Raw genomic sequence first — 16,637 nt, 5'->3', positions numbered from 1 at the left:
CTTGCCGTGGTCCACGTGCCCAATCGTTCCGATGTTCACGTGGGGCAGGCTGCGATCGAACTTTTCCTTGGACATGACACTCCTCGAAAAATGGAGCCCTGAACCAGGATTGAACTGGTGACCTCATCCTTACCAAGGATGCGCTCTGCCAACTGAGCTATCAGGGCTTGGCGATGCACTACAACGGTTGGAGCGGGAAATGGGATTCGAACCCACGACATTCAGCTTGGAAGGCTGACGCTCTACCAACTGAGCTATTCCCGCATTGCCGAGTGGAGGGAGATGGATTCGAACCATCGAAGGCGTAGAGCCGGCAGATTTACAGTCTGCTCCCTTTGGCCGCTTGGGTATCCCTCCAGATATTCTCATGTGGTGCTGCGAACCGCTCTACCACGACTTCGCGTCCCGGGCCCTTCTCCGCGGCCCGTCCTACCTGGCCGGCGGCGGGATTTGAACCCGCGACCTACTGATTACAAATCAGTTGCTCTACCGACTGAGCTACACCGGCATCCTTCCAGCAACTGCCCCGCCCTACTTCATCCCGGGCGGACCGTCAACCTCTCGGCAGCGACTTGAGAGGCGCGACCTTTTAGAAGCCCCCACTCTCCAAGTCAAGGAGATTGATCCACGAAACATCAGCGGGTTGGACGGCCCCGCTGGCGGGCGACCTCGTATAGCAGAATCGCGGCGGAAACCGACGCATTCAATGAACCGACCTGACCGCCCATGGGAATCCGGAGGCGGAAGTCGCAGTGCTTGAGGACCCCTTCCCTCACGCCCGCTCCCTCGGCGCCCACGACGAGCGCCAGGGGGCCGTCCAGCCGGGCATTCCACAACGGCTCGGAGCCCTCCACGTCGGCTGCCGCGACCCAAACGCCCGCTTCCTTCAGTTCCTCCAGGGCGCGGGAGATGTTGGTGACGCGCGCGATGGGGCAGTACTCGACGGCGCCGGCGGACGCCTTGGCCACGGTCCCCGTCACCTGAACGGCCCGATCCTTGGCGAGGACGACGCCATGGGCACCGAGCGCATGGGCCGAGCGGATGATGGCGCCCAGGTTGTGCGGATCCTGGATGCCGTCGAGCACGACGACCAACGGGGGCTGGGAGCGAGCCTTCGCCGCGTCGAGCACGTCTTGCAGGTCGACGTACTGGAAGCCCCGGAGTTCTGCGACGACCCCCTGGTGCACGCCGCCCTCCGCCATCGAGGTCAGCCGTTCGCGGCCGACCTTCTCCACCCGGACGCCGGCGTCACGCGCGCGGCTGAGCAGTTCGCCCGCGGCCTTGGCGCCCACCTGCCCGTCGACGATGAAGAGCCGCTCCACCGCGTCGGGATGGGCGCGAAGGGCTTCGAGCACGGGGTTGACACCATGGACATAGCGCGGGGCTTCATGGCCGCCGCGCTCGCCGCCGGACTTGGGGGAGCGCTCTCTCATGGGGGCTACTGGACCTCCACGGGCAGCGAGAAGACCTTCTTCTGACGGGCGCAGATCTTCTCCGTGCAGATGAAGAAGGTCAGCGTCGCGTCCAGCGAGCCCTTGCCGGCGGAAATCGCGGTGAAGGGGACCTCGAAGCGCGGATCCACGAACTGCTGGCCCGCGGCCTTCTTCGCCACCGACTGCTCGCGGGTCAGCGTCTTCTGCGCGGGCGTCAGCTGCTTGCCCGTCAGCTCCAGCTTCAGCGGAGCCTCGTCGGAGACGTGCGCCCCGGCCTTCGACTTGATGGCGAGCACGAAGGTGCCCTGCCCTCCCGCCTTCACCTGCGTCGACGTGCCCTCGGTGGTGACTTCGTAGAGGGTGGTGGGGTCCACGTCCTGGGCCAGCACCGGCGCGCTCACGAGCGTCAGCAGCAGGGGGGCCAGGGTCGGCAAGCGGCGGGGGTTCGGCATGGTCGTCTCCAGGAAGGCGGCGTTCGTATACCGGGGCTTCGGACGCGCGGGGAGCGCTTTCTCTTCTAACTCCGCGGCGCGTTCACCTTCACGGGGCCCTTGCGCCCTGGCTGTGGGGGCAGGGACTGGGGCGTCTCCAGCGCCGCGCTCCAGACGGGAGTGGCTCCTTCAACCAGGGCCTCCGCGCGCAAGATGATGGGGGTCGCCAGGTCCATGCCCGTCGCGGCCTCCATCTCCAGGAGCGCGGGTGAGCTGTTCACCTCGAAGACCTTGGGATGTCCCTGGACATCCAGGATGTCCACCGCGGCCACCTCGAGGCCCACGAGGCGAGCCACCTTCTCCGCCGTGGCGCGGTGGCTCGGGGACAGCGCCAGGGCCTCCAGCCGAGCCCCCCGGTTCAGCGTGTGCGAGAGCCGGCCGGGGCGCGGCTTGCGCAGCACCGCGGCGATGGCTTCTCCGCCCACCACGAGGACGCGCACGTCCTGCCCGGTGCTCCGCACGTACTCCTGCATCACCAGGTTGTGGCCCAGGCCCAGCACCGCCTCCAGCGCGGCCTCCAATGACTGGAGGCTCTCGCAGACCATCACGCCGTGCTTCTCCTGGCCTTGGAGCAGCTTCACCAGCACGGGGACTCCGCCCACGAGCCCCACCATTTCCTTGAGGTGGGCCGCGTCCCTGGCCATCACCGTGGCGGGAATGTCGATGCCATGGGCGGACAGGAGCTGGAGCGCGCGCATCTTGTTGCGCGACTGCGCGATGGCCTGGGCGTGGTTCACCAGGGGCACGCGCGCCAGACCGAACTGGTTCACCACCGCGAGCCCGTAGGTGCTGATGGACAGGGCGATGCGCGGGATGACGACGTCGGTGGGGGTGAGCTTCTTGCGATCGTAGAGGAGCGTCGCCCGGCTGGCCCCGTCCAGATGCATCTGCACCCGGAGCGGGTTGAGCACACGCACCCGGTGTCCTCGCGCGCGACCTGCGTCGACGATCCGCCGCGTGGACGAGATGGAGGCGGAGCGCGAAAGGACTGTGATTTTCATGGCGGAGGCGACCGGCCCGGCGAGGTCCCTATAACCCTCGCCACCGCCCGGGTAAAGCCGCCTCCGCCCGCCTGCCGCCTAGAGCTGGCGGATGGCGCGCACTTCGACGCTGATGGGAGCTTCCGGGCGCGATGACTCCAGCTTCGCGCAGGCGCTGCCCGTGAAGGTCACGCCCGTTTCGCCCAGCGACCAGGTGTCGGGCCCCGCGAGCGTCCGCTCGCCGTCGATGTAGACGACGATGAGCTTGTCGTTCGAGGGAATCTGGCTCGGCTCGAGCTTGATGAAGCAGGGCTCATCGCCCGTGATCTGCTCGCTGATCTTCTTCAGCGCGTTCGCCAGCTCCTCGCGATTGCCCGCCTGGTAGAAGGAGCGCCCGCAGAAACCGGTGTTGACGTCACAGGTGTCCCCCGCGCCGCAGTCGATGCTGGCCTTGCACGCGCGCGCGAAGCCGCCCGCGAGCGCCATCTCGTTGAGAACGCTGGGACCATCACCCGCCGACGTCTCCGCGCCGAACCCGATGACGATGGTCTTGATCCCACGGCTCTTCAGCGTCTCCACGGCCGTCACGGAGGCGTTCTTGTCGAGGCAACCCCGGCGGAAGTACGGGCTTGCCTGCGCCGAGCACTGGGACGAAGCCACCGTGCAGCGGCACTCGGGCTTGCTGCCGTCGTACTGGTTGTTGTCGTTGCAGTTCGGCAGACCGTCGGTCAGCAGGATGATGATCTGATCGCGCTCATTCGGGTCGGTCGTCAGCAGCGAGCTCGTGAAGGTCAGGCTCCCGCTCGTCGGCGTACCGCCCTTGGGCTGGTTCGGGCCCGCGTTGGGAATGGCCTGCAGGATCGTGTTGAGCGCGTTCGCGTGGGCCTGGAGATCGTCGTCCGAGTCCAGCGCCGTAGGGATGGCGACCCGGACGCTCTCCCCTGGGGCGGCGGCCGCACAGAGCTGCGCGGCGCTCGGCGTCGTCGCGGTGTTCGGCGCGGGATACGTCGTCAGGCCGAAGCGGACCAGCTTGCCGCTCTCCGCGAGGAAGGGGCCCATGGCGCCCTGGAGCTCCGACCAGCGCGTGGGACACACGGACGTGTCACAGGGGACGTCATCGCTGCAGATGTAGTCGCGGCCCAGCTCGTCCTTGCGGTGACAGACCTGGACGCCGTTCACCACCATGTCGGGGTTCACCGGCAACGTCATGGAGCCGGAGGTGTCCACCAGCAGCATGACGTCCGGCTTGCTCTTGCGAGCGGTGATCACCGTCTCCTTCGTCGTCTGAGCGATCGCGAGCGGATCCACCGGCTCGAAGTCATAGGTCTGACAGCCGGCCATCATGGCACCACCGATGATGCCGGCCAGCAGTGCGCTCAGGGGGGTCGACTTGGCGCGCATAGGCTTGGGAGTTTCCTTCCAGGGGGGAACAACGAACCGCGAATGCCCCAGCGTAACGCGTGGGCGCCCACCGAGGCTACAGCCACGCGAGGCCGACGGCTTCCATTCGGGTAACGCTGCCAAGTTGCAACGACAGGGGATCCCCCGGGCGCAGCGCGTTTCCACTGTCGGACATCCTCCTCCCTCCGCGGGGTGGTGGATCCGCCAGGGGCCCTCACAGCGTGAGGACGCGAGCGCCGTCCGTCAGCCTCCAGATGGAGGCCAGGCCCATGACGTCGTCCAGGGTGCCGTGCAGTTCCTGGGGTGACAGGCCACAGATGCGCACCGTGGTGTCGCAGGCCACGAGCTTCGCGCCCAGGGCGCGGGCCTCCTCGAGCATCCTCGCCGGAGTGGGGACGTTGAGCCCTTCGGCGCGGGCCGCCTCGGTGCGCTCGCGCTCGCTGTGCGCCAGTCCGAAGCCCCCCCGGACCAGTTGGCGCAGGGCCTCGAAGGCGAAGACGAAGTAGACATCATCCCCCATCGCGGCGGCGGTGATGCCCATGGAGGCCGCCTGGTATGCGGGCTCGTACGTGGCGTGCTGGAGGAAGAAGAAGACGCGTCCGGCCATGGCTCCGACCTTAGCGTTATCGAGTCCGGACCGGCAGCCGTCGTATAACCGGGGCTCCCCTCCTCCACCGGGAGCCCCCGCATGCCGAGCCCGTCGTCCCGCCCCCGCGGTGTTCGTCCCTCGCCGGCCCCTTCCCGCTCCGCCATGCCATGGGGGAGCGCCCTGGCGGCCCTCGCCATGTTCGCCGGCACGGCCCCCGTTTCCGACGCGGCGCCGGTCCGTGCGAACGCCGCGAGGGCCCGGCCCGCTGGACCCGAGACGCCCCCCTCCGCCGTCCCCGGGCCGCTGCGCGCGGAAGCCCTGGGGTTGCTCGCCCTGCCGACCGTGGCCTCGGAGGCGGCGTGGCACAGGCTGGGGCCAGAGGTCGTGCCCGTGCTCGCGGCGCTCGCGGAGGACCCGAGCGTCTCCGACGCTCAGCGGATGCGGGCCGTGACGGCGCTGGCTTGGGTGGAGTTCCCTCAAGCGGGACAGACGCTCCAGGCGATGCTGGAGGATCCGCACCGACCTTCCGACGTTCGCAGCCAGGCCGCCGCGGCCCTGGGCCAGTGCCTGGGCTTCGAGGCCGTGAAGACGCTGCGAGCCCGGCTGGAGGACCGCGACCTGCGGATCCGCGAGGCCGTGGCCCAGGCGCTCGGTCGGCTGGGGGGCCAGCAGGTGCGGGAGGTGCTGGAGGAGCGGCTTCCGCTTGAGGACGTGCCCCAGGTGCGAGAGGCCCTCCAACAGGGCCTGACGCTGGCCGAACCCTGAACCTGGCCACGACGGATGGCTCGGGGCTCGCGTCGGGCGGGGCCTTCCGTTAATGGAGGGCCATGCGCCCCACCGTTCTCCTCTTCGATATCGATGGCACACTCGTCACCACGGGTGGCGCCGGACGCCGCGCCATGGGCCTCGCCTTCGAGCAGCTCCATCAACGGCGCGACGCGTGCGACGGCTTCAGCATGTCCGGCATGACGGACCGGGCCATCGTCCGCAAGGGCCTGGGGCTCATCGGCGTGCCTGACTCCGAGGCGGCCATCAGCGCCGTCGTCGATGCGTACGTCGCCCACCTGGGCCTGGAGGTCCCCAAGGTGGATGCCCGGGAGTACCGGCTGCATCCGGGCATGCGCGAGGCCGTGACGGCGGCGCGCTCGCGGCCGGGGTTCGCGGTGGGGCTGGGCACCGGCAACGTGCGCGCGGGCGCCCGGGTGAAGCTGGAGCGCGTGAGCATCCACGACCAGTTCGCCTTCGGAGGCTTCGGGTGCGACTTCGAGGACCGCGTGGCCCTCATCCGGCACGGCGCGCAGGCTGGCGCGGCGCAGCTGGGCCAGCCCCTGGAGACGTGCCGGGTGGTCATCATCGGTGACACGCCCAAGGACGTCGCGGCCGCCAAGGGCATCGGCGCTGAGACGATTGGCGTGGGCACGGGCAACTTCACGCCCCAGGCGCTGCTCGACGCCGGCGCCGAGTGGGCCTTCGCGGACTTCTCCGTTCCCGAGGCCCTGGAGGCCCTGCTCGTCGGACGGTGAAGGTGTGGTATCTCCGCCGCCCCTCCGAGGAGTCGTCCACGCATGTCGTCCACGCTCGAATCCTATGAGCTGATCCGCTTCGCCGAGGCCTTCGAGGCCCGACTCGCCACGGCGGAGGAGATGGTCGTCGGCAGGCCGGGGTTGGAGGCCGAGAAGCAGTGGTTGGCCTCCGCGCTGGAGCGCCTGCGCGAAGCCCGGGAGCCGGCGGGCGGCCTGCTCGAACAGGTGAAGGACCTGCCCGAACTCGATGAGGCCCGCGAGGAGTTCTCCTTCGACCAACAGGGCCGGTGGGTGGATGCCCTGGAGAAGCTGCACGCGGGCATCACCTTCACCGCCAGCAGCCGCGCCCCCGTCATCGAGGCCCTCTTCCCCCACCTCAAGTTCCCGCAGCTGCGCCGGGCTCCCGTGGAGCTCGTGAACGAATACGCCACGTCCTACGAGCGGCGATTCAAGAGCGCCTACGTGACCCGGATCTTCTCGCGCGATGACTTCGCGATGGTCCGCCCCGTCGTGGATCAGGTGGCCGCGACCTTCGCGGCCTGGACCGCGAGCCTGTCCCCGACCCCGCTGCCCCCGGATCAGGAGGCCGCCCTGCGCGAGGCGCTGGTGTCCCTGGGACGGCGCCTGGATGTGGCGCTGCGACAGGGGCGCCTCCTCGCCGAGGCCGCGCTCGTCCCCGTGCCGGGCGTCTTCGAGGCCGCCGGGCTCACCCTCAAGCCTCGGAAGCGCGCGGGTCGCTCGCTCGCGCTCTCCGCCGAGGAAGGGGCTCCCGACCTCTTCGGTGACGAGGGCGATGCCGCCCCGGACGACGATGCCTTCGACGGTCCTCAGGACGCGGATCCGTCCGAGGACGACGCGCAGGACGCGGATTCCGAAGCCACGGATGAAGCAGAGCCTCCCGCGGATGGAACCGCGAGCGCGGAGCTTCCTCCCTCGCCCCCAACCCGCAAGGGCCGGCGGAGTGCGGCGTCTCCAGACTCCGCGCTGGCCGGCGCTCCGGGGAATCCGTCACAGGAGGCCTTGGAGACTCCAGGAAGCGAGGCCGAAGCTTCGGACGGCGAGAGGGAGACCGTCCCGCCTGAGCCCTCCTCTCCGCCCCGCCCCGCGCGGCGGGGCCGACCGCCGAAGAACGCGGCTCCTGCCCCCGAGGCCGCGCAGGCGGACGCCCCTTCGGAGCCCCCCGCGTCCGATGTCCTGGAGGCCATCCGCCCCCGGCGCCGCAAGAAGACCGACCCGTCCGAGGCTGGCACGCCTTGAGACCCGACGCGCGGTGAGTTGCCCGCCGTGAAGAGGAACCCGGACATGGCGGACGTCGCCCTCCCTATCGATCCCCTGCTGCCCGACATCGTCTCCACGCTCCGGAGTTCGCGGTCGCTCGTGCTGGAGGCACCTCCTGGCGCGGGCAAGACGACCCGCGTGCCCCGCGCGTTGCTGGAGGCGGGCCTGGGCCAGGGACGGGAGATCGTCGTCCTCCAGCCCCGCCGGCTGCCCACCCGGCTCGCCGCGCAGCGCGTGTCCGAGGAGATTGGCGAACGCGTGGGCGAGACCGTCGGCTACCAGGTCCGCTTCGAGGACGTGCGCGGCCCCAAGACGCGCATGTCCTTCGTCACCGAGGGCGTGCTCGGACGACGGCTGCTCACCGACCCCACCCTGCGCGACGTGGGCATCGTCGTGCTCGACGAGTTCCACGAGCGACACCTGTCCGCGGACATCTCGCTCGCGCTGCTGCGACGGCTGCAGGAGTCGTCCCGGCCCGACCTCAAGCTCGTCGTGATGTCCGCGACCCTGGAGGCCGAGCCCGTCCGCGCGTACCTGGGCGGCGCGCCGTCGCTGCGCTCCGAGGGCCGGCGCTTCGACGTCAGCGTCGAATACCTTCCCGCCCCGGACGAGCGGCACCTGGATCAACAGGTGCTCTCCGCGCTCAAGCGCCTGTTCACCCAGGGCGTCGACGGCGATGTGCTCGTGTTCCTTCCGGGCGCTGGGGAGATCCGCCGGGCGCGCGACACCTGCGCGGAGTTCGCCGAGCGCCATGACGCCGACGTGCTCCCGCTTCACGGCGATCTGTCCCCCGCGGAGCAGGACCGCGCCGTGCGCCGCAGCTCGCGCCGGAAGATCATCCTGTCCACCAACGTCGCGGAGACGTCCGTCACCATCGACGGCGTCGCGGTCGTCATCGACAGTGGGCTTGCCCGCGTGGCGTCGCACTCGCCGTGGTCCGGCCTGCCGCAACTCAAGCTGGGCAAGGTGAGCCGCGCCTCCGCCGTGCAGCGCGCCGGCCGCGCGGGCCGCACCCGCGCGGGGCACTGTGTGCGCCTCTACACCCAGCATGACTTCGACGGGCGCCCCGACCAGGAGGCCCCGGAGATCCGCCGCACCGACCTGGCGGAGACGGTGCTCTCCCTGCGCGCCTCGGGCGTGAGGGACCTGGGGGTGTTCCCCTTCTTCGAGCCGCCCCCCGCCCCCGCGCTGGAGGCCGCGGAGACGCTGCTGCGCCGGCTGGGCGCGGTGGATGCACAAGGCAAGGTGACGGACGTGGGGCAGCGGCTCCTGCGCTTCCCCGTCCACCCGCGCCAGGCCCGCGTCATCGTCGAGGGTGAGCGGCGAGGCGTGGGCGGCGAGGCCGCCGTGCTCGCGGCCCTCATGGGCGAGCGGGACATCCGCCGCGAGGCCCGCGCCAACCTGGGCGGCGGGGGACGGGCGTCCGCCATCGTCAGCGGCCCTTCCGATTTGCTGGAGCTCCTGGAGCGATTCCGCGAAGCCGGGCGTTCAGGCTTCGCCTCCGGCCGCATGCAGTCCCTGTCGCTTGATGCCGGGGCGGTGCAGTCCGTGGAGCGCGTGCAGAAACAGCTGCGGCGCTCGGTGCGGGAGCAGGGCTCACGCCCCGGACGACCCGAGGACGTGGAGCAGGCCCTGATGCTCAGCGTGCTCGCGGGCTATCCGGATCGCGTCGCCCGCAGGCGGCGGCCCCGCTCGCCCGACCTGCTGATGTTCGGCGGCGGCACCACCAGCCTGTCCGAATCCAGCGTCGTCCAGGACGCGGAGCTGATGGTCGCCGTGGACGCCGAGGAGCGCCCCGGACGTGGCGCCGTGGTCCGGCTCGCCAGCGCCGTGGAGGCCGAGTGGCTGCTGGACCTCTACCCGGAGGCCCTGGAGGAGGTGGACACGCTCCAGTGGAATCCGGATTCGCGCCGCGTGGAGCGCCTGACCCGACTGGCGTACGGCAACTTGGTGCTGGAGGAGACGCGCACCCCCGCCCCTCCGTCCGAGGAAGCCGCGCGAGTGCTGGCCGAAGCGGCGCTCGCCGCGGGCCCGGAGCGCTTCGCGGAGCCCGAGGCGCTGGAGCAGTGGCGCACCCGCGTGGAGCTGCTGGGAAAGGCCTTCCCCGAGGCGGGCTTTCCCGCCGTGGACGCCACCTTCCTGCGGGATGCGCTGGCGTCCCTTTGCGTGGGCGCGCGCAGCTTCTCCGACCTGGACGGCGTGTCGCTGCTGGACGCGCTCTACGCGCGACTGTCCTCCGAACAGCAGCGCCTGCTGGCGAACCATGCCCCCGAGCGCGTCACCCTGCCCGGCGGGCGCGGCGTGAAGGTGCACTACGAGCCCAACAAGCCCCCCTGGGTGGAGTCACGGCTGCAGGACTTCTTCGGGATGGCCCAGGGGCCCAGCGTGGGCGCGGGCCGCGTACCGCTGGTGCTCCATCTGCTGGCCCCCAACATGCGCGCCGTGCAGGTGACGACGGACCTGGCGGGCTTCTGGGAGCGTCACTACCCGGCGATCCGCAAGGAGCTGTGCCGCAAGTATCCGCGGCATTCGTGGCCCGAGGATCCGCGCCACGCCGAGCCGCCCGCGCCTCGTCCTCCGAGGCGCTGAGCCGCTGGGACTACAGCCGCTTGTGCATCTCCAGGTGGTCGATGCCGGCCTCGTCGAACACGGCGCCCACCGGCTGGTAGCCGTGCTTCTTGTAGAAGTCGAGCGCGTAGAGCTGGGCGTGCAGCATGATGCCGCTCACGTTGCGGCGGCGCGCTTCCTCTTCCAGCGTCGTCAGCAGCAGCGAACCCACGCGCGACTTGCGGTGCGACTGGAGCACCGCCATGCGGCCAATCTGCCCCCACGTCCCGGACTGGCCCGCGGGCGGCTCCGGCAGCTTCACCAGGCGGCCAGTGCCGATGGCGTGGCCCCCCTGGTAGGCGAGCACGTGGTACGCGAGCGCGTCCTCGGCGTCGCGCTCGATGCCCTCGGGGACATGCTGTTCCTCGATGAACACCACCTCGCGGATGGCGAGGGCCTGCATGAGCTCCGCCTCGTCCTTGATCTGGGCGACGGTGACGGGTGCCGGGGAGGTCTCGGGAGGCGTCGGCATAGCGCTGGCCAAGGTACACAAAAGGCCGCGCCATCAACAGGCGGAAAAAACCTCGCCCCCTCGAAGGGACGCGGCCTTCCGACACCGCCAACTCCGCTCCGGCGCGCCTCCCGCGCGGTCGCCCCGTCCCCTGCCCGCTCCCCACTCCCGTGAAAGTCGCGGAAGCCCCGCCGCATCGGGTCATCCGGTTGCAATTGCCCTCACACGTCGGGCGGCCTTCGCGATTTCACCCAGAGCGTGGCCTGGAGCGCTCGGAGGAGGATCGTCCCGGGGAGGGCATGGTAGCGTCCAGGACGATGCGTACCCGTGCCCTCATCGCCCTGTCCGTGGGCCTGCTGTCGACGCCCGCGCTCGCCCAGAAGGAGTTCTTCTTTGGAACGGGAGAGCCGCCCGTGTTCCGCGAAGCGGACATGGACAAGCGCTTTCTGCGCTCCCGCGTGAACCAGGCCCTGGTCCAGGGCACGAACGACGCGAACTGCGCCCAGCTGGTGGGCGCGCTGCTCACCGTCGTGGGCGAGTCCGGGCCGTACCTGCACAAGCGCGACGAGAACTTCTTCGTGGATCCGCTGTTGATCCAGGCCGTGAACACCCAGCTGTCCACGCCGCGCTTCCCGGCCAGCATGTACCTGGTGTCGATGATGCGCCGGATCCTCATCGACAAGAGGCTGCCGGCGGAGTGGATGCAGACGGCGGTGGCGCTGGCGCCGTACTACCCGCCGCTCGACCTGAGCAAGCTGCGCTTCATCGCGGACGGAGTCAGTCCCGTGGACAGCTTCTTCTTCACGCTGCCCGCGATGCTCGAGCGCTACGACGTGGAGGTGCTCAAGGCGAACACCACCGCCGCGAGCGTGGCGGATGCGAAGTTCCGCGACGACTACCTCGACAAGGAGGTGGCGTTCGGGGGCCTGGAGTTCGTCGACGCGAAGCTGGAGAAGCCCAAGAAGCCGCGCGGCAAGAAGGGGCCTCCACCGGAGCCGCCCGCGCTGGTGGCCCGGCTCGTCTACTACCTGCCGGATCCAGGCAATGACGGTCTGTTGTCGGGGCTGAACTACGGCAAGCCGAAGGTGCGCCCGTCGGTGACCATCACCGCGCGGCTGAAGGACTCCCAGTACACGGAGCTGACGCAGCTGCCGAAGGGCGCGCGCGTGCTCCTGCGTGGACGCTTCTGGGAGTACCGCAAGCAGCTCAAGGAGCTGGAGGTGCGCGATGCCCTCCTGTTCCAGGACCGGGACTGGACGCAGAACCCCGCGCTGGCGGACCCGAACGCGGTGGCGGCCTGCCCGCTCGCGTTCAACGACCTGACGGGCACCGCGCCCGTGCAGCCGGGCGGCTTCGGCGGCAAGCGCTGAGCGGGCGTCCCGCGCCCCGCACGCCCATCCCGGGGACGGCACCCCTCCCCCGCCGCCCCGGCCCGCCCTTCCCCGCGGGACCCGCATCCCGACCGGCTGGCACGGCCGCTGCTCATGTCCGCGCATCTCTTTCGCGCGAGGCAGGCCATGAAGGTCGAAGGGCAAGACGCTCCTTCCGGACAGGAGAGGACGCGCCCGGAGCGGGACGCGTTCCAGCAGGTCCTCCAGCGGGCATCCGAGCGGGGTACCACCTCCGGGCGTCCTCGCACCGACGCCCAGCGCGGGCCCACTCAGCAGGGAGGACCGCCGGGCCCCGGAGCCCTCCGACCGGGTGGCACGGGGCCGGGGCAGACGACCCGGGTTTCATCGCCGCTCCCCGGGGTCCGCGCCGCCAGCGCCGTCCTGTCGACTACGCGCGGGGCGCTCGGAAGTCCGGCGGCACTCCGGCAGGCCCGACAGGGCATGCACGTGGAGGCGCAGCGGCTGGGCACGGTGCGCCAGGAGGCCCACGCGACAGGCCAGGAGCAGGCTTCCCACCGCGCCTCGGAGCTACTGACCCGTGAGCTGGAGCGCTCGGTTCGCGCCGAGCTCCGTGCGGCGCCGCTCCCTGCCCCTCCCCCGCGCGAGGCCCGCTCCTCGGAGAGCCCCCCAACCCTGTCCGCGACGGGAGGCCACGGCGTGACGGGCGGTGGCGCGGCAGCAGCCGGAATGGCGGCCACGCCCGTCGCGCAGGTGGAGTCCACGCTGGCGCTCATCGAGAAGATCGAGGTCTTCGTGAGGTCGCAGCGGCCCGCGCTGGGATTGAGCCTGAGAGGGTCGCTGGAGGCCACCGTGGAGGTGGAGCGCACGGGCCCCCGGGAGGTGGCGCTGCGCATCCAGGGCCGCCACGGGCCCGTGCCCCCGGCGGACGTGGCGCGACTGCGCGATGCGCTGGAGGCCCGGGGGCTGCGGCTCAGCGCCCTCCAGGCGGGGTGAGCGTGCACGGCCAGCCCCCTCACGACGGGATGCCCCCGACGACAAAGGCCCTCACGCCATGGGGCGCGAGGGCCTTCATCACGACGGGCGCACGCGAGCGGCGCGGCGCGCTACTTCTTCCCGCCAGGAGCCGGGTTCAGCTCCGCGCGCTTGCCCTGCTTTTCCTTGTACTCCTCGGCCTCGGGCAGGGCCGCCTTCTTCTCCGCGATGTTCGGCCACGAGGTGGAGAAGTCCGCGTTGAGCTTCTGGAACTCCTTCCACTGGGGGGGCAGCTCGGTCTCGGGGAAGATCGCCTTGGTCGGGCAGACGGGCTCACAAGCACCGCAGTCGATGCACTCGTCCGGGTGGATCACGAGGAAGTTCGCGCCCTCGTAGAAGCAGTTGACCGGGCACACCTCGACACAGTCGGTGTACTTGCACTTGATGCAAGGCTCGGCGACGACATAGGCCATGTAGATCTCTCCTCTGTGCGGTATTCCGCGCGTCCGTGGCCGCGCACAGTAGATGGTTGCGGCCAGGGTTGGCACCCTGAATTTAGGGGGCGGCCCGGCCTGCTTCGCCGGTCAACCCAGCAAGCCCTGCGCCCGCAGCAGCTCCGCGACGAGGATGGCGCCCTTGGCGGCCCCCATCTTCGTGTTGTGGGAGACAAGCACGTACTTGAAACCGTTCTCCAGCACCCCATCCTCGCGGATGCGACCCACCGTGGTGGCCATGCCTCCGTGGGTGTCCCGGTCCAGGCGCGGCTGGGGCCGGAACGGGTCGTCCAGCACTTCGATCCAGCGGGGAGGCGAGGAAGGCAGGTCCTTCGCCACGTCGGCGCCCTTCCATTCGCGCATCGCCTGGGCGACCTCCGCCACGGTGGCCTTCTGGCCCAGCGACACGAAGACGGACTCGGTGTGGCCCTCCAGCACGGCCACCCGGGTGCAGGTGCACGAGACGCGCACGTCATGCGGGGTGAGCGCCGCGCCCGCGGGGTTGAGCACCCCGAGGATCTTCTTCGTCTCGACCTCGACCTTGTGCTCCTCCTTGGGGATGTACGGCACGACGTTGTCGAGGATGTCCAGGCCGATGACGCCCGGCGAACGTCCGGAGCCAGACATGGCCTGGAGGCTGGTCATCAACACCGCCTTCACGCCGAAGCGCTCGGCCAGAGGGGCCAGCGTCACCGCGAGGCCCGAGGTCGTGCAGTTGGGGATGGGGACGATGAAGCCCTTCCATCCGCGCTGCCGGCGCTGCTCGTTGATGAGCGGGGCATGGGCGGCGTTGATGGGGGGGATGAGCAGCGGCACGTCCGGGTCGTAGCGGAAGGCGCTCGCGGCGGAGAGCACCGGGATGTCCCGAGCGAGGCGCGGCTCCAGCTCACGCGCCACGTCCGCCTCCACGGCGGAGAAGGCGATGTCGTAGTCCTTCGCCTGGACCGCGTCCCCGCTGAGCACGGTCATCCGGGCGATGGCCTCCGGCAGGGGCTCCGGGACGAACCAGGCCAGCATGCCGTTGGAGGCACGCAGGGCGTCCGCGTACGTCTTCCCCGCGGAGCGGGGCGAGGCGGCGAGCCCGGTGAGTTCGATGTACGGGTGGTCCTTCAGGGCCGCGATGAACTGCTGGCCCGCGAGTCCGGTGGCGCCAATGAGCACGGCGCGAAGCTTGGCCATCGTGGGGGGTCTCCGGTGGGGACGACAGCGCGCTCCTTACACCGTTTCACGACGCGCCGCATCCACCGCTCAACGGTGGGCGTGGGAGGGAGCGCGGGAGTGGCGCTCCGTCGGGTAGCCCCCCGTCACCCAGGCGTGGAGCCCGCCGGCGAGGCACACGGCGTTGCGCCCCCGCAGGCGCAGCACGCGACAGACGCGGCGGATGTCCGCGCAGTCCTGGGTGGTGCCACACAGGACGATGAGTTCGTCGTCCGGCAGCATCGCCAGGTCGCGGGCGATCTCCGAGGCCGTCATGCGCAGCGCACCCGGGATGTGGATCTCGAACCGCTCCCAGTCCATCGCGTCACGGCAATCCAGGACGAGCACATCCTCGTCCCCCAGACGCATGAACAGCTCATCGCAAATGATGGTGGGCTCCACCGGGGCCTCCCCGAGGCGACATGTTCCTTCGAACATGAACCCGGAGGTTCTTTCCCCTCTTCCCGCACGCCCGCCCGCCTGCTCCCAGGAGCGTGCCAGGACTCAGAGGCCCAGCTGCTTGGCGATGATCTCGTTCATCACCTCGCTCGTGCCACCGCCGATGGGGCCCAGGCGGGCGTCGCGCCAGTGGCGCTGGATGTCGTACTCCATCATGTAGCCGGCCCCCCCATGCAGTTGGAGGCACTCGTCGGCCACGCGGCAGCACGCCTCCGTCGCGACCTTCTTGGCCATGGAGGTCTGCGCGACGGCGTACTCGCCCGCCACGTGCAGGCGCAGCGCGTGGTAGGTGAGCTGCCGCGCGCACTCTCGGGCCGTGTGCAGCTCCGCCAGCTTGTGGCGCAGCACCTGGAACTGGGCCAGCGCCTGCCCGAACGCGCGGCGCTGCTTCACGTGCTCGAGCGCCGTCTCCAACATGTCGTCCATGGCGCCCACCGCGCCCAGCGCGAGCGACAGCCGCTCCCACTGGAAGTTGCCCATGATCTGATAGAAGCCCTGCCCCTCCACGCCCAACAGGTTCTCCGCGGGCACGCGGCAGTCCTCGAAGAAGAGCTCCGCCGTGTCGGACGCGCGCCACCCGACCTTCTGGAGCTTGCGCCCCACGCTGAAGCCCGGGGTGCCCCGCTCCACGACGAGCATGGACAGGCCCTTGTGGCCGCGCTCGGGGTCGGTCTTCACCGCCAGCACCACGAAGTCCGCCCGCACACCGTTGGTGATGTAGGTCTTGGAGCCGTTGATGACGTAGTGGTCGCCCTCGCGATGGGCGGTGGTGCGCAGCCCCGCGACATCCGAGCCCGCGTCGGGTTCGGTGATGCCCAGGGCGCCAACCTTCTGCCCCCGGATGGCGGGCGCCAGCCAGCGCTGCTTCTGGGCCTCCGTGGCGTACAGGTGCAGGGGGCCGGTGGAGATGGTGAACTGGGCCCCCAACCCGGCGGCCACGCCCCCGGAGCCACAGCGACCCAGTTCCTCCAGGAGCACCGCCTCGTAGAGCTCCCCGGCGGCCGTGCCACCATGGGCCTCCGGGTACTTCAAGCCCAGGAAGCCCAGCTCGCCAAAGCGGGTGAAGAGCTCCCGGGGGAACTCCTCGCGCGCCTCCCATTCGGCGGCGAACGGGCGCAGCTCCTTGTCCACCACGGCCCGGACCGTACGGCGGAAGGCTTCGTGCTCCTCCAGGAATACCCCATGGCCATGCAACATCGTGTCGTCCCTCGCTCACCAGGGCCCGCAGCCCGGCGCCGCATGCTAACGGGACGAGAACCGGGGCTGGATGGTGTTGCTTCCTTGACCGCCTCCTACGGGGCTGCGTATAACCCCGGCCCCAATCGCTTCCGGCGCCATAGCCAAGTGGTAAGGCAAAGGTCTGCAAAACCTTCATTCCCCGGTTCGAATCCGGGTGGCGCCTCATAGACA

16 protein-coding genes and 5 tRNA genes are annotated in these 16,637 nt (G+C 70.3%); 7 read left to right on the top strand and 14 right to left on the bottom strand.

Annotated features, from left to right (window positions below; all coding sequences use genetic code 11):
* Window positions 1-91: 91 nt before the first annotated feature.
* From GTY96_RS18800 to GTY96_RS18760, 9 genes are all read right to left on the bottom strand, one after another.
* A tRNA-Thr gene (locus GTY96_RS18800) sits at window positions 92-167 on the bottom strand.
* A gap of 21 nt (window positions 168-188) precedes the next feature.
* Window positions 189-264: transfer RNA gene (locus GTY96_RS18795), tRNA-Gly, on the bottom strand.
* Between the two features lie 9 nt (window positions 265-273).
* Window positions 274-357: transfer RNA gene (locus GTY96_RS18790), tRNA-Tyr, on the bottom strand.
* Between the two features lie 78 nt (window positions 358-435).
* Window positions 436-508 (bottom strand) — tRNA-Thr (locus tag GTY96_RS18785).
* Window positions 509-635: 127 nt separating this feature from the next.
* Complete coding sequence (rlmB, locus tag GTY96_RS18780; RefSeq protein ID WP_143901326.1) at window positions 636-1,433, bottom strand: 23S rRNA (guanosine(2251)-2'-O)-methyltransferase RlmB; 798 nt, start codon at window positions 1,431-1,433, stop codon at window positions 636-638.
* A gap of 5 nt (window positions 1,434-1,438) precedes the next feature.
* A complete protein-coding gene (locus GTY96_RS18775; RefSeq protein ID WP_143901328.1) occupies window positions 1,439-1,885 on the bottom strand; it encodes a hypothetical protein in 447 nt (148 codons plus the stop codon).
* 65 nt (window positions 1,886-1,950) lie between these two features.
* The gene (locus GTY96_RS18770) at window positions 1,951-2,925 is read right to left on the bottom strand and encodes an ATP-grasp domain-containing protein (RefSeq protein WP_161665410.1); all 975 of its coding nucleotides are present in this window, start codon (window positions 2,923-2,925) and stop codon (window positions 1,951-1,953) included.
* A gap of 78 nt (window positions 2,926-3,003) precedes the next feature.
* A complete protein-coding gene (cglB, locus tag GTY96_RS18765) occupies window positions 3,004-4,305 on the bottom strand; it encodes an adventurous gliding motility lipoprotein CglB (protein ID WP_161665409.1) in 1,302 nt (433 codons plus the stop codon).
* Window positions 4,306-4,519: 214 nt separating this feature from the next.
* Window positions 4,520-4,912 (bottom strand): DsrE family protein, encoded by a 393-nt coding sequence (locus GTY96_RS18760; RefSeq protein ID WP_120566049.1) that lies wholly within the window; start codon window positions 4,910-4,912, stop codon window positions 4,520-4,522.
* Window positions 4,913-5,089: 177 nt separating this feature from the next.
* On the opposite strand from GTY96_RS18760, the gene GTY96_RS18755 reads away from it, so the two are divergent.
* The 4 genes from GTY96_RS18755 to hrpB all read left to right on the top strand — a co-directional run bounded on the left by GTY96_RS18755 (window position 5,090) and on the right by hrpB (window position 10,284).
* Complete coding sequence (locus tag GTY96_RS18755; protein ID WP_161665408.1) at window positions 5,090-5,659, top strand: HEAT repeat domain-containing protein; 570 nt, start codon at window positions 5,090-5,092, stop codon at window positions 5,657-5,659.
* Between the two features lie 62 nt (window positions 5,660-5,721).
* The gene (locus GTY96_RS18750; protein ID WP_161665407.1) at window positions 5,722-6,417 is read left to right on the top strand and encodes an HAD family hydrolase; all 696 of its coding nucleotides are present in this window, start codon (window positions 5,722-5,724) and stop codon (window positions 6,415-6,417) included.
* Between the two features lie 42 nt (window positions 6,418-6,459).
* Entirely contained in the window at window positions 6,460-7,674 is a 1,215-nt protein-coding gene (locus tag GTY96_RS18745) for a hypothetical protein (protein WP_161665406.1), read from the top strand.
* Window positions 7,675-7,719: 45 nt separating this feature from the next.
* Window positions 7,720-10,284 carry an ATP-dependent helicase HrpB gene (gene hrpB, locus GTY96_RS18740; RefSeq protein ID WP_143901340.1) on the top strand — a complete coding sequence of 855 codons (2,565 nt, stop codon included), beginning with the start codon at window positions 7,720-7,722 and terminating at the stop codon, window positions 10,282-10,284.
* Window positions 10,285-10,294: 10 nt separating this feature from the next.
* On the opposite strand, the gene GTY96_RS18735 is transcribed toward hrpB, so the two are convergent.
* Window positions 10,295-10,774, bottom strand: coding sequence for a GNAT family N-acetyltransferase (locus tag GTY96_RS18735; protein WP_143901342.1), 480 nt, complete (start codon window positions 10,772-10,774; stop codon window positions 10,295-10,297).
* 296 nt (window positions 10,775-11,070) lie between these two features.
* On the opposite strand from GTY96_RS18735, the gene GTY96_RS18730 reads away from it, so the two are divergent.
* Window positions 11,071-12,123, top strand: coding sequence for a hypothetical protein (locus GTY96_RS18730; RefSeq protein ID WP_143901344.1), 1,053 nt, complete (start codon window positions 11,071-11,073; stop codon window positions 12,121-12,123).
* A 462-nt stretch (window positions 12,124-12,585) separates the two neighbouring features.
* Window positions 12,586-13,098, top strand: a complete 513-nt coding sequence (locus GTY96_RS37695; RefSeq protein ID WP_235685688.1) for a hypothetical protein — start codon at window positions 12,586-12,588, stop codon at window positions 13,096-13,098.
* Window positions 13,099-13,208: 110 nt separating this feature from the next.
* On the opposite strand, the gene fdxA is transcribed toward GTY96_RS37695, so the two are convergent.
* From fdxA to GTY96_RS18705, 4 genes are all read right to left on the bottom strand, one after another.
* On the bottom strand, window positions 13,209-13,550 hold the full coding sequence (gene fdxA / locus GTY96_RS18720) for a ferredoxin FdxA (protein WP_143901347.1): 342 nt from the start codon (window positions 13,548-13,550) through the stop codon (window positions 13,209-13,211).
* A gap of 111 nt (window positions 13,551-13,661) precedes the next feature.
* Complete coding sequence (gene asd / locus GTY96_RS18715; RefSeq protein WP_161665404.1) at window positions 13,662-14,750, bottom strand: aspartate-semialdehyde dehydrogenase; 1,089 nt, start codon at window positions 14,748-14,750, stop codon at window positions 13,662-13,664.
* Between the two features lie 69 nt (window positions 14,751-14,819).
* Window positions 14,820-15,170 carry a rhodanese-like domain-containing protein gene (locus GTY96_RS18710; protein ID WP_186001884.1) on the bottom strand — a complete coding sequence of 117 codons (351 nt, stop codon included), beginning with the start codon at window positions 15,168-15,170 and terminating at the stop codon, window positions 14,820-14,822.
* 102 nt (window positions 15,171-15,272) lie between these two features.
* Window positions 15,273-16,424, bottom strand: coding sequence for an acyl-CoA dehydrogenase family protein (locus GTY96_RS18705; protein WP_161665403.1), 1,152 nt, complete (start codon window positions 16,422-16,424; stop codon window positions 15,273-15,275).
* Window positions 16,425-16,557: 133 nt separating this feature from the next.
* Between GTY96_RS18705 and GTY96_RS18700 the strand changes: the two genes are divergently transcribed.
* Window positions 16,558-16,629, top strand: a tRNA-Cys gene (locus GTY96_RS18700).
* The last annotated feature ends 8 nt before the right edge of the window (window positions 16,630-16,637 follow it).

Source organism: Corallococcus silvisoli (assembly GCF_009909145.1).
In the GTDB taxonomy this organism is placed as follows: Bacteria; Myxococcota; Myxococcia; order Myxococcales; family Myxococcaceae; genus Corallococcus; species Corallococcus silvisoli.
The sequence above is the reverse complement of the archived record's forward strand: the minus strand, read 5'-3'. Positions and strand labels throughout refer to the sequence as shown.

Coding starts and splice junctions, on each gene's coding strand:
- rlmB (WP_143901326.1), bottom strand. CDS start 1,433: ATGAGAGAGCGCTCCCCCAAGTCCGGCGGCGAGCGCGGCGGCCATGAA.
- GTY96_RS18775 (WP_143901328.1), bottom strand. CDS start 1,885: ATGCCGAACCCCCGCCGCTTGCCGACCCTGGCCCCCCTGCTGCTGACG.
- GTY96_RS18770 (WP_161665410.1), bottom strand. CDS start 2,925: ATGAAAATCACAGTCCTTTCGCGCTCCGCCTCCATCTCGTCCACGCGG.
- cglB (WP_161665409.1), bottom strand. CDS start 4,305: ATGCGCGCCAAGTCGACCCCCCTGAGCGCACTGCTGGCCGGCATCATC.
- GTY96_RS18760 (WP_120566049.1), bottom strand. CDS start 4,912: ATGGCCGGACGCGTCTTCTTCTTCCTCCAGCACGCCACGTACGAGCCC.
- GTY96_RS18755 (WP_161665408.1), top strand. CDS start 5,090: ATGTTCGCCGGCACGGCCCCCGTTTCCGACGCGGCGCCGGTCCGTGCG.
- GTY96_RS18750 (WP_161665407.1), top strand. CDS start 5,722: ATGCGCCCCACCGTTCTCCTCTTCGATATCGATGGCACACTCGTCACC.
- GTY96_RS18745 (WP_161665406.1), top strand. CDS start 6,460: ATGTCGTCCACGCTCGAATCCTATGAGCTGATCCGCTTCGCCGAGGCC.
- hrpB (WP_143901340.1), top strand. CDS start 7,720: ATGGCGGACGTCGCCCTCCCTATCGATCCCCTGCTGCCCGACATCGTC.
- GTY96_RS18735 (WP_143901342.1), bottom strand. CDS start 10,774: ATGCCGACGCCTCCCGAGACCTCCCCGGCACCCGTCACCGTCGCCCAG.
- GTY96_RS18730 (WP_143901344.1), top strand. CDS start 11,071: ATGCGTACCCGTGCCCTCATCGCCCTGTCCGTGGGCCTGCTGTCGACG.
- GTY96_RS37695 (WP_235685688.1), top strand. CDS start 12,586: ATGCACGTGGAGGCGCAGCGGCTGGGCACGGTGCGCCAGGAGGCCCAC.
- fdxA (WP_143901347.1), bottom strand. CDS start 13,550: ATGGCCTATGTCGTCGCCGAGCCTTGCATCAAGTGCAAGTACACCGAC.
- asd (WP_161665404.1), bottom strand. CDS start 14,750: ATGGCCAAGCTTCGCGCCGTGCTCATTGGCGCCACCGGACTCGCGGGC.
- GTY96_RS18705 (WP_161665403.1), bottom strand. CDS start 16,424: ATGTTGCATGGCCATGGGGTATTCCTGGAGGAGCACGAAGCCTTCCGC.